Origin of the sequence: Salinisphaera japonica YTM-1 (assembly GCF_003788585.1) — a bacterium.
Classification (GTDB): Bacteria; Pseudomonadota; Gammaproteobacteria; order Nevskiales; family Salinisphaeraceae; genus Salinisphaera; species Salinisphaera japonica.
In genome coordinates this window covers 216,503-231,423 of the sequence record NZ_AYKG01000001.1, presented here as the reverse complement: position 1 = coordinate 231,423, position 14,921 = coordinate 216,503, and the positions used below count along the sequence as shown (strand labels likewise).

The 14,921-nt window shown below is 62.8% G+C and carries 13 protein-coding genes; 9 read left to right on the top strand and 4 right to left on the bottom strand.

Going from position 1 to position 14,921, the window contains the following annotated elements; all coding sequences use genetic code 11:
• Positions 1–44 precede the first annotated feature (44 nt).
• Positions 45–1,343, bottom strand: coding sequence for an MFS transporter (locus SAJA_RS01115; protein ID WP_123656801.1), 1,299 nt, complete (start codon positions 1,341–1,343; stop codon positions 45–47).
• Positions 1,344–1,577: 234 nt separating this feature from the next.
• On the opposite strand from SAJA_RS01115, the gene SAJA_RS01110 reads away from it, so the two are divergent.
• The 7 genes from SAJA_RS01110 (at position 1,578) to SAJA_RS01080 (ending at position 9,469) form a co-directional block, all read left to right on the top strand.
• Positions 1,578–3,008 (top strand): alginate export family protein, encoded by a 1,431-nt coding sequence (locus SAJA_RS01110; protein ID WP_123656800.1) that lies wholly within the window; start codon positions 1,578–1,580, stop codon positions 3,006–3,008.
• Positions 3,009–3,074: 66 nt separating this feature from the next.
• Positions 3,075–4,664 (top strand): hypothetical protein, encoded by a 1,590-nt coding sequence (locus tag SAJA_RS01105; protein ID WP_123656799.1) that lies wholly within the window; start codon positions 3,075–3,077, stop codon positions 4,662–4,664.
• Positions 4,665–4,787: 123 nt separating this feature from the next.
• A complete protein-coding gene (locus SAJA_RS01100) occupies positions 4,788–5,786 on the top strand; it encodes a mechanosensitive ion channel family protein (protein WP_123656798.1) in 999 nt (332 codons plus the stop codon).
• A 7-nt stretch (positions 5,787–5,793) separates the two neighbouring features.
• Positions 5,794–6,678, top strand: a complete 885-nt coding sequence (locus SAJA_RS01095; RefSeq protein WP_184999686.1) for an endonuclease/exonuclease/phosphatase family protein — start codon at positions 5,794–5,796, stop codon at positions 6,676–6,678.
• 98 nt (positions 6,679–6,776) lie between these two features.
• Positions 6,777–7,718, top strand: a complete 942-nt coding sequence (locus SAJA_RS01090; RefSeq protein ID WP_123656796.1) for a cobyrinic acid a,c-diamide synthase — start codon at positions 6,777–6,779, stop codon at positions 7,716–7,718.
• A gap of 15 nt (positions 7,719–7,733) precedes the next feature.
• Positions 7,734–8,963: a toxic anion resistance protein gene (locus tag SAJA_RS01085; RefSeq protein ID WP_123656795.1), complete on the top strand. Its 1,230-nt coding sequence runs from the start codon at positions 7,734–7,736 to the stop codon at positions 8,961–8,963.
• A gap of 74 nt (positions 8,964–9,037) precedes the next feature.
• The gene (locus SAJA_RS01080; protein ID WP_221180066.1) at positions 9,038–9,469 is read left to right on the top strand and encodes a group I truncated hemoglobin; all 432 of its coding nucleotides are present in this window, start codon (positions 9,038–9,040) and stop codon (positions 9,467–9,469) included.
• A gap of 43 nt (positions 9,470–9,512) precedes the next feature.
• Here the strand turns inward: SAJA_RS01080 and SAJA_RS01075 are convergent, their stop codons facing one another.
• Both SAJA_RS01075 and SAJA_RS01070 read right to left on the bottom strand, forming a co-directional pair.
• Positions 9,513–10,331: an SDR family NAD(P)-dependent oxidoreductase gene (locus SAJA_RS01075; RefSeq protein ID WP_123656794.1), complete on the bottom strand. Its 819-nt coding sequence runs from the start codon at positions 10,329–10,331 to the stop codon at positions 9,513–9,515.
• Between the two features lie 68 nt (positions 10,332–10,399).
• Positions 10,400–10,846, bottom strand: coding sequence for a YchJ family protein (locus SAJA_RS01070; protein ID WP_123656793.1), 447 nt, complete (start codon positions 10,844–10,846; stop codon positions 10,400–10,402).
• A gap of 146 nt (positions 10,847–10,992) precedes the next feature.
• Here SAJA_RS01070 and SAJA_RS01065 point away from each other — a divergent pair, with 146 nt between their 5' ends.
• Both SAJA_RS01065 and SAJA_RS01060 read left to right on the top strand, forming a co-directional pair.
• Positions 10,993–12,369: an NAD-dependent succinate-semialdehyde dehydrogenase gene (locus tag SAJA_RS01065; protein WP_123656792.1), complete on the top strand. Its 1,377-nt coding sequence runs from the start codon at positions 10,993–10,995 to the stop codon at positions 12,367–12,369.
• A 140-nt stretch (positions 12,370–12,509) separates the two neighbouring features.
• On the top strand, positions 12,510–12,731 hold the full coding sequence (locus SAJA_RS01060; RefSeq protein WP_245963191.1) for a DUF2795 domain-containing protein: 222 nt from the start codon (positions 12,510–12,512) through the stop codon (positions 12,729–12,731).
• Between the two features lie 119 nt (positions 12,732–12,850).
• Here SAJA_RS01060 and SAJA_RS01055 read toward each other — a convergent pair whose 3' ends face one another.
• Positions 12,851–14,692: a GMC family oxidoreductase gene (locus SAJA_RS01055; RefSeq protein ID WP_123656791.1), complete on the bottom strand. Its 1,842-nt coding sequence runs from the start codon at positions 14,690–14,692 to the stop codon at positions 12,851–12,853.
• Between the last annotated feature and the right edge of the window lie 229 nt (positions 14,693–14,921).

Genomic DNA, 14,921 nt, shown 5'->3' with positions numbered 1-14,921 from the left:
GTTGAAAGCCGGGCCCATGATGCCCGAGGCCAGGCCGGGGGGCATCAGAGTTCACGTGTTTTCGTCTCGTCGATAGTCACGAGCGTGACCAGACTGATCGCGGCCATGGCCATGACATACGCGCCGACCCAGGCCGGCCCGCCTGCATGCAACAGCGCTTCGGCGGCATAGGGGGCCAGCGAAGCACCGAATATACCGGCCAGGCTGTAAGCGATTGCGGCTCCCGTGTAGCGCACGTCGGTTGGCAAGAGTTCGGGCAATAGCGCGCCCATCGGCGCATAAATCCAGCCCATGGCCGTCAGGCCCAGGGCAAAGAACACGAATACCCCAGTGCTCGTGCCGAATGCCAGCAGCGGGGCCAGTGCTGCTCCCACGCCGATCGTGAACACGAGGCCTGCCAAGAGCACCGGGCGACGGCCAAAGCGGTCGGCGGCCAGCGCAGAGATCGGCGTCGCGATCGCCATGCCCACGATCGCGATACACAGCAGCCCGATGAGCTGCCCGCGCGCCAGCCCCAGCACCACGACCGCATGATTGAGCGTCCAGACCGTCGTGATATAGAAGATGGCGTAGCAGGCCACCATCACCAACGTGCCTTGAATCAGTGGCCGGCGCGCATGGCGCAACAGGCGCGCGATGGGCAGCCCGGCCCGCGAATCACTCGCACGCGCCTGATTGAAGACATGTGATTCGGTCAGCGAAACACGCACGTACAGGCCGACCACGACCAGAATCGCGCTCAGCAAGAACGGCACCCGCCAGCCCCAGCGCATGAAGGCATCGTCGTCCAGGCTGATCAGCATCAACAGGAATACGCCGTTGGCCAACAAAAAACCCAACGACGGGCCCAGCTGGGGAAACATGCCGAACCATGCCCGTTGGCCGGGGCGTGCGTTTTCCGTGGCCAGCAGGGCAGCGCCGCCCCATTCCCCGCCAATACCCAGGCCCTGGGCAAATCGACAGATACATAGAATGATCGGCGCCCAGACGCCGATCGTTGCATGGCCCGGCACGAGCCCGATGCCGATTGTCGCCACGCCCATCAATAATAAGCTCGCCACGAGCGTGGTCTTGCGCCCGAGCCGGTCGCCGAAATGACCGAACAACAGACCACCGAGCGGGCGCGCCAGAAAAGCCAGGCCGAAGCTCATGAAAGCAGCCAGTGTGGTCAGTGTAGGGTCGTTCGAAGGAAAGAACACCGGCCCGATGACCAGCGCAGCGGCCGTGGCGAAGATATAGAAATCATAAAACTCGATGGTCGTGCCAACGAGGCTGGCAATCATCACGCGGCCCGGCGTGTTGGCCGCGGGCGCAGCAGCGTGACGAACAGAGCGGTCAGTCATCGGCTAATACTCAGGGCGTGGCCGGAGGCGGCAGTGTAGCGATTCGCGGGCGGCTGACGAGCCTTCTTTGGTGGTAGATGCTGGCTTGAAAAAAAAGGTTTTGCTCCGTAAAAAACCGTATTTTTTAAGCTTGTTAAATGTGTATTCTCGGGCCCGATCCTGATAGCTGTCCTGGTTCGGCCCATGTGTGCGCCGGTCACGCTCTCCCCTGCCTGCAAGCCACAGACTTGATCTATGATTCGCAACATCGGATACGGCCTCACCGTGCTCGCGGCCACCGGGCCCCTGTGTGTGCCGGCCGCACAGGCGCGAGGCCCGAACAAGTCCAAGGCATCGACCACGGTGGTCGATCTGGATTACTTCGACGCGGGCCTGCAACAGCCGGATGCCACGAACGTCTTTTACGGTGACGATGACGGGCCCGGCCTGAAGCTGCGGTGGGGTCTGACGTTGTTCCTGTCCGGCGTTGCCTCCAAGAATGCCAACTACGGCAGCAACGTGAGCATCGGCGGTAACCCGGTCAACGAGGACAACGCCTGGTGGGAGCATTCAGGCCTGCCGGTTCTGCGCGCTGACTACACGTGGGCCGAAGGCGGGCGCGTCTTCGGCGGGGCATCGGCGGTCTACAACATCACCCGCGGTAGCGGCTTTGGCGATAACACCGGGGCTACACCCAATCACCCCGAGGCACTACGCCTGGATCAAGCCTATCTCGGCTGGAACAGCGGGCAGCTGTTTGCCGATTCACTGGGCGAGGATGCCTTGCAGTTCGCCGCCGGGCGTATGGATTTCGCCTTCGGTGAGGGCTTTCTCGTCGGCGACGGCTATTTCGATACGGGCAAGCAGGGCGGCTACTACAACGGCGTGAGCGAGGCCTTCGAGAAAGCCGCCGTCGCCACCATCGACTCGCATGGCTGGCACGGCGATCTGTTCTATCTGGAGCAGGATCAGTTTCGCCCGGGCCGTGACGATGAAACACGCAGCTACGGAGCCAACGTGCATTATCGCTTCACCGGCCGGGCCGAGCTGGGGGCGGCGTACTTGAAAACCTACAAGAGCAACGTGCCGGCACTGGACGGGACCGACATCTACAATCTGCGCGCCAAGGGCAAGCCGATACCCGCGCTCAAGAATCTCGCCATCGGCGGGCAGTACGTCTACGAATCCAACCCCAAGAATGATATCGACGATTCGGGCTGGTATGCCGAGGCCTCCTACAAGTTCCAGAACACGTGGCTGGATCCCCAGCTGATTTATCGCCGCGCCGAGTTTTCCGCCAACTACAACACGGTGTACTACGACTGGTCCGGGGGCTGGGGCAACTGGTACATGGGCGAGGTCGTGGGCGAGTTTCAGCTGTTCAACAGCAATCTTGACGTGGATATGGTCAAGACCAAGCTCCATTTCACCGATCGCTTGAATGGCGGCGCCATCGCTTATCGGTTTTCTTATCACAACGCCCAGGAATCGGCGGGCATCACGAGCCGCAATTTTGCCAAAGAGCTCGATTTCTACATGAACTTCAACGTCAACAAGCACCTGATCCTGCAGGCCGTCTACGGCTTCGCCGTGCCCGATGACGGGGCCACGCAGAGTTTTCCCGACGACCAGAATGCCGATCAGGTCTCGCACGTCGGCGTTTTGTTCGCCACGGTCATGTTCTGACTAACAGCGGCAATGCTAACCTTCAGCCAGGGACGGCGCGGGGAGCGCCACGATAGGGGGAAACCAGTGAAAAACGCCATTCTGTGGGGGATGGCTCTGAGTGCACTGTCGTTGCCGGTACAGGCAATGGATGCCGAGAGCCAGAAAGACATGCGTGCCGAACTTGAAGCGCTCAAGGCACAACTCGAAAAGCTCGAGCCGTTGCGTGAGCGGGTACATGCACTCGAATCACGCCTGGCCGAAGATACGTCGGGCAAAACGGCCAGCGGCCAGCAGACCCAGCTCGCCCAGGGTGTCGGCCAGGGCAATTCCCAGGGCAGCGCCGAAGCCGGTGATGCCACCGGCGGCGACGCCAGCGGCGACGAACAACAAGCCACCGACGCCAATAACGCCGACGACACATCAAGCGGCACGAGTGTCGCGGCCGATGAGTCCGGGTCAGGGCACGAGGTCGGCACGCTTGCCGGCATACAATTCAAGACCGGCGCCGGCGGGCCGCGTAGCGAACAGGACGTGCGCGATATCGCCGGCGATGTCTACGACAAGAAGCAGTCCAAGACCGTGAAAGTGGGCGGGGCACTGCGCTTTAACGCCACCTATGCCGAGTTCAATGACGGCCAGAAGGATCGGGGCGGCGATATCGGCATGGATACGTTTCGTATCAACATGGATGCCGATATCGACGGCCTGTTGTTCTCGGCCGAGTACCGGTTCTACAACACCTGGCGCGCGCTACATCACGGCTGGGTGGGCTACGAGTTCAACGACGATCAACATATCGAGATCGGCCTGACCCGCGTGCCGTTTGGCATTCTGCCGTACGCCTCGAACAACTTCTATTTCTCCAGCAACTATTACACCGGTTTCGAGGACGACTACGATATCGGTGTCAAATACGTTGCCACGCCCGGTCAGTGGGACTTCCAGGCCGCGTTCTTCAAGAACTCGGAAAACAACGGCAACGACCGCTACTCGGTGGATCCGATCGGCATCATGCCGCAGATCAACGACGACGACGGCAACGCCGTACCGGCCACACAGGCAGATGGCGGGCTGGCCCGGAACAATTTCGTCGACGGTTATGGCCAGTCGGTACAGGAAACCAACACCACGAACCTGCGGGCCGCTTACAACTGGCAACACGCCAAGGATTACGTCAGCGAGATCGGTGTCTCCGGCCAGTATGGCTTCATCTACAACGATGCCACCACCGAATACTACGGCGACAATCTGGCCGGTGCGCTTCACCTGCACGGCAACTACGGCCCCTGGGAAGTCATGCTTGAGGCCGCGCGCTACGAGTATGACCTGGACGGCAACGAAGACGTACTGGGTACGGGCTACTTCAACACCAACTACGTCATTCCCACCGAGGCCACGAGCTGGCTGGGTAACCTCAGCTATACGTTCCAGCTCGATTTCGGCCCGTTCGACAGCCTTGAGGTGTACAACGACTACACCTATATCGGCAACAAATCGGGCGGGTTGCCCAACACCTGGCAGAACGTCACCGGGGCGGCGCTGGCCGCGGGCAACCTGTATACCTATTTCGACCTGATTCAGGGCAAGAACGAAACCTTCGTCAACGGCACGCTCGTTGGTGATCGGCCCAAGACCCAGACCCTGTTCAATATCAACATGGGCTATTACTTCTAGCGATCTGCATATCGCCAAGATGGCCAAACGCGGCTGGCGCGCCGGCTTTTTCAGCCCGGCGCGGTGGCTGGCGTTGATTAATACGGTAGGCTGAACGAATCGTGTCTAACGTGACTTTTGCCCATGCCGAGCCCTGAATCCTCTCCCGCGGACCAACCACAGACGCTCGATCTCGATCCGGGTGTGATCATCGAGCGCTTGGACAGTTGGGTCGACGGAGCCGTGCGGCTGTTGCCGAACATTGTGGTCGCGATCGTTGTATTCGTGATTTTCATCGGCCTGGCCGCACTCGCCAAGCGACTGGTCATCGGCCAGGGCGCGCGGCGCTCGCGCCATAACCTGGGTGAGGTGCTGGGCGGTTTCGTCAAATGGGTGGTGATGGTTCTGGGTTTCCTGCTGGCTGCGACCATCGTCGTGCCGACGCTGAACCCGGGTGATCTCATCGCCGGGTTGGGCGTCAGCTCGATCGCGATCGGTTTCGCGTTCAAGGATATTCTGCAGAACTGGCTGGCCGGGCTGCTGATCCTTCTGCGCCAGCCGTTCAATATCAATGACCAGATCGAGATTGACGGCTACGAAGGCACGGTCGAGCGCATCGAGACCCGCGCCACGATCATTCGCACCTATGACGGCCAGAATGTCGTCATGCCCAACAGCAACGTCTATACCAACGCGGTGCTGGTCAAGACCGCACACAACAAGCGTCGGAGCCAGTACGACGTGGGTATCGGCTATGGCGATGATATCGACGTCGCGTGCCAGGCGATTCGCACGGCCCTGGCCGATATCGATGAAGTGCAGGCCGAGCCGGCCGCCGAGGCGTTTGCCTGGGATCTGGCCGCCAGCTGGACCACCATCCGCGTGCGCTGGTGGACCGACAGCCGCCGCGCCGATGTGGTGCGCGTACAGTCGCAGGTGATTCGTGCAATCAAGAAAGCGCTGGACGACGCGCATATCGATATGCCGTACCCAACCCAGGTCACCCTCTGGCACGACCAGACCGAGGCCGTGGAAGGCGATCGCAGCCGCCAGCGCGAAGGCTGGCCGGCCGACCCCGATAACCCGAGCCAGCCGCGTTGGAAAGCCGAGGCGCGTGAGCGCGCGACACCGCCTCACGACTGATCGGCGCTTGTCAGGCGCGCCCGTCGGGCAGCGCTGCCGGACGGTTGTTGGCCTGTTGGTGGCCACGCTGGGCCTTGCCGCCTGTGTGGCCTCGCCGGATCAACGCCTGGCGCAGGCCGGCCCGGGTTTCAGCAATACGGCGCTATCGGCCAACGATATCCGTGTCGTCGACTGGAATATCAAGAAAGCACAGGCGGACGAATGGGGCGGCGCCCGGGGCAGGGCAATCGTTGCCAGGCTGCTGCGTGATGCAGATCTCGTCACGCTCCAAGAAGTGTGTGCGCCCGTATCCGGCGGGACGGTAAGCCAGCGTCTGGCCGCCGCGCAGCTCACCGGCGTGTTCGCGGCCAGTTTTTCGGCCGCGATTCTGGGCTGTGGGTCCGGCCGGGCCACCGGCGTGCTTACCGGTTCGCGCGTTGCGCCGACCCGGCGTATTGCCCTGGTGAGCCAGCACCGCGAATTCGGGCTTACCCCGAAAGCCAGCCTGGCCACGATATATCCGATCGCCGGCCGCGCCCCGCGCCTGCTCGTGATCAACGCTCATTTGCTGAATTTCGAATGGCTCACGCTCGACGACTACAGCGATCAGCTCGCCGCGATCGGCGCGCTTCTGGAACAGCACGCCGGGCCGATCATTCTGGCTGGCGACATGAACAGCCGTAGCCTGGCCCGTACCCGTCTGCTTGAAAAGACCGTCCATCAAGCCGGGCTCAAGGCTGTTTTTAACGCCACCGACGATGCGCGTACCCGCGCCGTAATCGACGGCGACCAGCCGCTGGATCATATCTATTATCGGGGCCTGTCTGTCATCACGCCCGGCCGGATCGGCGCCGAGGCGCTGACCGACGTATCCGATCACAACAGCCTCTCCGTGCGTTTCGCCTATCCCTGACGTGCCTGCGGGTTCAACCCGACAGCGCCCGGTTTGATGTTTGACGCCATACACCCCATAACAAGGAATACTCGGCAACGGCTCAATAACAAGCGCTCATGTTCGGTTTTCTACAAGGATTTTCTTACGGCCTGTTTCTGTCGTGCTTGCCCTGGTTCCTGATCGGCATGATCGACCCGCGCATGGCCGTGCCGGCTGTACCGCCCACGCGCTGGCGCGCGATTCTGCGATATGTTTTCGGCCTGCCGTTTCTGGCGTTTGCGCTATGGTTGACCTCGCTCTGGGGCGGTTTCAGCCCGAGCTTCAACGGCTGGGTGCTGGGCCTGTTGGCGATTGCCATCGAGGTGCCGGTGGAGCGGCGCTGGCGTGGCTGGCTGGCCCGTCGCAAGAACCAGTCGGATCAGGCTCGTATCGAAGCCGAGGCCCGGGCCAAACAGGCCGAGCGTGAGCGCGCCGAACGCGAAGCCGGCACCGCAGAGCTGGACCCGGAGCGTCCGCCGGTTGATGCTGATAACGTCGTTCGGGCCTTGTGTGCGGCCAAGAAACGCCTGCTCGAGGTGCAGCGGGCCGACCTGGCCGGCCAGGCGGATCGGCTTTATACCCGCTACACCCGCGTACTCGACACGCTGGCAGCGAAGTTCGATGCGCGCGAGCTTACCCATGGGCGCTCGCGTGCGATGGTGGGGGAAGTCTGTATGGCCGCCGCCGATAACCTGGGCGCCATGCACAGCCTGGCCGCGGGCGTTCTCGGTATCGACACGGCGTATGTCCGGCGCCGGCTCAAGCAAACCAAACACACGAGCCATGCCGACGAACGTGAGGCGTTGAATCAGCGGCTGGCGCTCGTCACCGATACCGAGCGCCGCCTGGGTGATCTCACCGCCCGCAACGAGGCGGCCATGACCACGCTGGACAACGCGGCCGTCGTCATGGCCCGCGTACAGACCGACCGGCCACAGGCGGCCCTGGATGCCGATCAAGCGCTGAATGATCTGCAACGCTTTCTTGCCCAGGCCGAGCGTTACGGCCACAAGAGCTGACCGAAAGAGCTGACTATGAGTGATCCGACCCAACCCGACAATCGCACAGCCTCGGCCAGCCCGCTCAGCCTGTCGTTACCCATCGACGAGATTGCACGCGATATTGATGCCCAGACGCCGGATACCGCGCCCGAAGCGCCTCCGGCAGCCGAGCCCGAAGACCCGGAGTTGGCCGCCACGGCCGATGCCTTCGTGGCCGATGTGCTGGCCATGGACGACGAGCAGGCCGCGGCCGCACACGCCAAGCGCGAGGCCGTGGACGGCATGGGCGCTGAAATCCAGCGCCAGGCCGCCCATCGCAGTGCGATGCTCCAGACCCCGATCCGTCAGCTGGCCCAGCACGGCGAGGACGGCGGCCCCGTGGCCAAGGCATTGACCGACCTGCGCGGGCGCATGACCGATCTCGATCCCAATCGCCACAAGCTGCGCGACTCGGGCCTGGCGCGGCGTCTATCCTTCATTCCGGGTGTGGGCGACCGGCTGCAACGCTATTTCCAGAAGTTCGAAACCGCGCAGGAAGCCATCGACGCCATCATTCGTGACTTGGAATCCGGCAAGGACATGCTGGCCCGCGACAACGTCACCCTGGCCGACGACCAGGACGCCATGCGGGCGACCCTGTCCCAACTCAAACGCCAGATCGCGCTCGGTCAGCTCATCGATCAACGGCTGGTCAAGGCCGGCGACGGCCTCGACACCGACAACGCCAAACGTCGCTTCATCGAGGAAGAACTCATCTTCCCGCTGCGCCAGCGCGTGGTTGACCTGCAGCAGCAGCTGGCCGTCAGCCAGCAGGGCGTGCTGGCCCTGGAAGTTGTCATTCGCAACAACCGTGAGCTGATGCGCGGCGTGGACCGCGCGCTCAACGTCACCGTGTCGGCCCTGAACGTGGCCGTGACCGTGGCGCTGGCGCTTGCCAACCAGCGCCTCGTGCTCGACCGGGTAGAGTCGCTCAACAAGACCACCTCGGACATGATCGCCGGCACGGCCTCGCAGCTGCGCTCGCAGGGCGTGGATATCCAGAACCGCAGTGCCTCGGCCATGCTGGATATGGAACAGCTGGAGAACGCCTTCGCTGACGTGCTGGGCGCGATCGACGAGGTGTCGCGCTATCGCCGCGAGGCGCTGCCCAAACTGTCCGAACAGATCGGCCGGCTCGAATCCATGGCCCAGAAAGGTGAAGCCGCCATCACCGACATGGATCGCGGCAATGCCGCGGCTGATGAAAAAAACGACACCCTCTAGCTTCTACAGCGAAAGACGTATTTCAAGCTTCTCAAAACGCGTGCTATCAAGAATGATCGACGGCAACCAGAACGTTGTCGATCGAAACAAACTGTGGTGCGAGAACAGGAGCTGATCATGGCCGAACAAACGCTCTACGACCGGTTGGGGGCGCCTACCCAATCGCCAGTGCCGTCGATTATCTCATCGACCGGCTACATACCAACGCCACGCTCAATAACGCCAACGACAAGGTCAAAGATTTCCACGACACGCCCTACAAGGCCGGCTATAAGTTCATGGTAACGGCCTGGAGTATTGAGGTGTGCGGCGGGCCGGCCTGTTATCCGGGGCGCGATATGTTCGAGGCCCACAGCCACTTGGGGCTGTCGCAGTTCGAGTTCGACGTCACGGCCCACGAGATACGCAATTCGCTTTATCAAGTGGGCGTCCCAGGTGCCGAGGTCGACGAATTCATGAGCATCGTCGAAAGCTACCGTGACAAGGTGATCGCTCCGGCAAGCTGAGCCGGGGCATACCAGAACGCGGAAAATTCAGACGGAGGCCCGCTTAATCGTTGGCCTCGGCCGAGCCCGGGCGCGCCAGGTCGTGGTGAGCATCGGCTTTCTGTTCTTCGGTGAGGATCTTGTTGGTGACGTTGCCCTTGAACTTGGCCGACCAGTCGCCGCCCACGACCTTGTCCTGGCCGGCCATCAGGGCGTCGTAGCCTTGACGGGCGACTTCGGTGGGATCGTTCTTGTCGCCGGCGCCGATCGCCGTGTCGTCCATATCGCCGCGATGAAAGAAGTTGGTCTCGGTCTGGGCCGGCAGCAGGGCGGTTACGCTCACGCCGTGCTCGGCCAGCTCGTTGCGCAGTGCTTCGGCAAAGGACAGACCGAAAGCCTTGGTGCCGCCATAAACCGCCTCGAATGGTGTCGGCGTGGTCGCAGACACGGAGGACACGACAAGGATGCGTCCGGCCCGGCGCGCAACCATGTCCGGGGCCACGCGCTTGGCCAGATGGACGGTCGAGGTCACGTTGAGTGCGATCAGGCGTAGCTCGTCGTCCAGCGCGGTACCGCCGACGAAATGCCCGCCCAGGCCCAGGCCGGCATTGAGAACCAGTGCGTCGACCGGGCGATCTGTTTCGCAAATCGCGGCGTATAAGGCCTCGACGCCGTCGTAGGTTGTCAGGTCGGCCTTGGCGGTCGTGATGGTGGTCCCGTGCTGTCCGAGGCGTTCGGCCGCCTCGGGCAGGCCGTCGCCGTGGGCGCTGATGAGTATGTCGTGGCCGTTGGCCGCAAACTGGGCGGCCAGCTCGTAGCCTATGCCTTGGTTGCCGCCGGTGATCACGGCGAATGGGCGGGTCTGGGATTGGGATTCGGTCATTGGCAGCTCCTGATCAGCCGATCGACACGACGATCATAACGAAGACGGCAATACGCGGGGCCGCTCGATCAGCGCGCGCAGCATTTCTTGAACTTGCGCTTCGAGCCGCAGGGGCAGGCGTCATTGCGGCCGGGGCGCAGGCGCGACACGCTCGGCGTGCCGTCAAGATACAGCCAGTGGCCGGCCTCGAAGACGAAACGAGCGTCTTCATCGAGCAAGGCGAAGCCGCCGGCATCCTGATAGGTGGCCTGAAAATGCACGCGGCCGCGCTCGCTGGCGTGCTCATGCGCCGTGATGATCAGGCCGCACCAGCGCAGGTCGCCGTTGGGCGTCACCTCTGTCGGGCAGGTGTCTGCATGCCAGCTGGCCTTGAGGAACGCGGTTTCATTCAACACGTACGCGCTATAACGCGCCCGCATCAACGCCTCGGGCGACGGCGCGGATGCGCCGCGATGATAGAGGCCACAACAAGTCGTGTACGCCAGGCCGGATTGACAGGGGCAGGGGCGGGTCATGATCCAGAACGGCTTTGAAACAGGCGACACGATAACAAGTCAGCGTGTCGTCTTGACCGTGCCGCATTTTATGTATTGTGGGTGTGTCATGCCACGCGGCAACCACGGTCGTCGCCGATGGCATTCAAATCCAACAGGTAGTTCGTATGTCGACAAGCATCAAGAGCATCAATCCGGCCAACGGCCAGGTCGTTCGTGAGTTTCAGACAATCTCTGACGATGCGCTGGAAAACAGGATCCAGGCCAGTCACCAGGCGTTTGCAGGTTGGCGCGCCAAGTCGGTCGAGGATCGCGGTGAGATTCTGCGCCGCGTGGGCGACAAACTGGCCGAGCACAAGGATCGGCTATGTGCGCTGATGACCGAGGAGATGGGCAAGCCCATCAACCAGGGCCCGGGCGAGATCGACTTGTGTCAGGCGATCTGCCACTACACCGCTGATAACGCGCCGACCGAACTGGCCGACGAGGACCGCGAGCTGGAAGGCGGGCGCGCGTTGGTCAGTCACCAGCCGATCGGCATCATCTTCGGTATCCAGCCCTGGAATTTTCCGTTTTATCAGGTGGTGCGCTATGCCGTGGCCAACCTGGCCGCGGGTAACGTTGTGTTGCTCAAGCACGCGCCCAACGTCTGGGGCTGTGCCGAGGCGCTCGAAGAGATCATGATCGAAGCCGGCGTGCCCAAAGACGTCTTCAGCGTGCTCTATATCCAGGACTCTCAGGCCAGCCAGGTCACAGCTCATCCCCTGGTGCGCGGTGTGACCTTCACCGGCAGTGCGGCCACGGGCCGCAAGATCGCTGCTGATGCCGGACAGCACCTGAAAAAGACCGTGCTCGAGCTGGGCAGCAACGATGCCTTCCTCGTATTGGCAGACGCCGATATCAAAAAAGCGGTACAGGCCTGTGTCATGGGCCGGATCGTCAACGCGGGCCAGACCTGTGTGGCGGCCAAGCGCTTCATCGTGGTCGACGAGGTCTATGACCAGTTCCGCGATGCGTATCTGGAGCAGATGAAACAGATCGCTTTTGGTGATCCGTCCGACGAAAACACCCAGCTTGGTCCGTTGGCGCGCAAGGATCTGCGCGATGACCTGCACGAGCAGGTCAAGCAATCGATCGAAAAAGGCGCGACGTGCCTGGTCGGCGGCGAGGTGCCGGATCACGACGGCTATTTTTACCCCGCGACCGTGCTCGAAAACGTCAAACCCGGCATGCCGGCCTACGACGACGAGCTGTTCGGGCCGGTGGCCGCGCTCATCCGGGCCAAGGACGAGGCCGATGCCATTCGTATCGCCAACGACTCGGTCTACGGCCTGGGCGGCGGTATCTTCAGCGAGGACGAAGCGCGCGCGGTACGCCTGGCTCGCGACGAGTTCGATACCGGCATGGTCAGCATCAACGGCTACTACATCGCCCAGCCCAACCTGCCGTTTGGCGGCGTGAAGAACAGCGGCTACGGCCGCGAGCACGGCGGTTTCGGCATGCGGGAGTTCGTAAACACGAAATCACTGATGATCGCGCAATAGAAGTGATGCGCTGACGACAACGACGGCGGCGTTTCGACATCCCGTCGTTTGTCATCGCTCCTCGGGCGGGCTTGCGCACTTGTCGGTCAAGCCCTCGCCCGCCAACCGATCTGTCACCTAACCCAACACCGGAGCCTTCAATGGCCGAGAACGAATTCATGTCCAATCCGGCACATGCCAGTGCCGCCAAGATTCAGGAACACCTGGCCGGTGTGGCTTATCCGGCGACCAAGCAAACGCTGCAGGATTACGCCACCAACAACGATGCGCCGCTGGATGTACGCCATACGCTGGAGATCATCGCCGACGAAGAATACGAAGGCCCGGCCGATGTCAGCCGTGCCGTGGGCGCCGTGGTCTGACAGCGCTCTCTACAACAAACGGCCCTGCGCGGCGCCGGCATTGTCGTGACCGGGCGCCGCGCCCCGCCGGCAGCCGGTGGGTCGGCTCACGTCATGACGACAGGCCCTGAAGTCTTGCCTCAAGCGCCGACGAACTGGTTCAGACGCACGCCGTGTTCGCGGGCGATCATCTCGGCGGCCTTCTCCCCGATCATCATCGCTGCGGCGTTGGTGTTGCCGCTGACGACGTTCGGCATGACGCTGGCATCGGCCACGCGCAGGCCGGCGGTACCGTAAACACGCAGCTGCGGGTCAACCACATCACCGATACGACAGGTGGTGGTGGGGTGATAGACCGTCCAGGCATAGTGCAGCGCCAAGTCTTCGAGCAGGGCATCACTGGGCGTATCGCCGTGGGCATGGCCATGTTTGTCAGCCAGAAACGGCGGGAACAGGGGCGCGCCCAGCTCGCGATGGCTCGGCCAATTCTCGGCGATATCCAGCACGCGGCGCACGGTGGCAATCATCACCGGCATATCGTGATCATCGCCGAAGTAATTCATGTCGATGTTCGGCGGCGTGTCGGCCTGACGATCGGCCAGCGTGATCTGGCCTTCGCTGTGCGGCTGGACCGGGTTGGCCAACAGCATCACGGTCTCGGCGTCATCGCCCAGACGTTTGCCCACATCGTCGAAATACTGCTCGGGGTCGACCCGCATACAGCCGGCCCACAGATCCCGGTTATAGCCCGAGGCAAAAAAACCGATCTGGGCATCGTGGCTGTGATGATCGCCCAGCCCGGTCGAAAACCAGGCACCGGCGTCATACAGCGAGGAGGCGATCATGCCCTGGCCCTCGCTCGCCCAGGCCGAAAACCGTCGATCGGCTTCTTCTTTCACCGCGACCAGTTCGTCGGACATATCCGCATCTTCGGCCGGATCGGCCGGGAGTGGACCATCGGGTGCGCGCAGGGCATCGGCACCGAACGACAGACCGATTTCGGTCATGGAGATGCCGACACCGGGGGCCGGGAAGCAAAGTGCGACGTGGACATGATCCTTGAGGTGCTTGCCCACGTGCGGCGAATCCACACGACAATCCACGCCGGCCGCGGCCAGCTCGTCCTTCGGGCCGATGCCGGACAGTAGCAGCAGATGCGGCGAGCCGATCGTGCCCGCGGACACGATGACCTCGCGGGCCGCGGTCAGCGTATGGCGTTCGCCGTCGGCTGCGGTATAAACAACGCCGCTGGCCCGCGGCGCCTCGGCAGAATCATCGAGCACGATATGCTGAACATGGGCGTCGGTGATGATCGTCAGGTTGGCCCGTGCCTCGGCATCCCCCTGAATGAAGGCGCGATATGTGCTCGAGCGCTTGCCATCGCGGGTGGTCGTCTGGAACAGCGATACCACGCCGTCTGCGCCGCCGCGCTCGCGGCCGTTATAGTCGCCACGCGGAATGCCCGCGGCCTCGGCGGCATCCACGAATTCGGCGGCTCCGGGAATGATCGGCGCACGCACCGAAACGCCCAGTGGGCCGTTGGTATTGTGGGCGGCGTCGTCGATGGTGATCGCCTCGTTGGGCACCAGGCCTTCGCTTTTCTTGAAATACGGCAAGACATCGTCGTAGCGCCAGCCCTCGGCGCCGGCCTCGGCCCAGGCATCGAAATCACCCGGGTGGCCCCGGACATAGGCCATGTAATTGATCCCCGACGAGCCGCCCAGCATCTTGCCGCGCGGCATCATCATGCGCCCGTCCCGCAGGCCTTTGCCGGCCCGCCCGGCATCGGCGGTATACATCCAGTCGGTGTCGGGGTTGAGTTGTAGCGCCGAACAGGCGGCCGGCACCATCTCCTCGGCCGGCGGCTGCTTGCCCGCCTCGACGAGTGCGACCTGACAATTCGCGTCCTCGGACAATCGCGCGGCCACGATCGCGCCGGCCGAGCCGCCCCCCACCACGATGAAATCGAACGTCTGCGACATGAATTCCTCCGAAGCGCCGGGCGCGCTGGTTATGACAACGAGGTCTTGAAAAGCCTGCTGTCACACTGGCCGCTAACGGCGTTGGCCACAATGCGCCTAAGGGCGTAGGTGGGCGGGCTTAACTGCGATGCGCGCCTGCGCGCTCCAATGCGTGACAAGACCGCCGATGAGCCGTTTGGCTGGCATGGCGCGCCAATCCCCGGCTGCAAAGCCTGAACGAAAACAATCA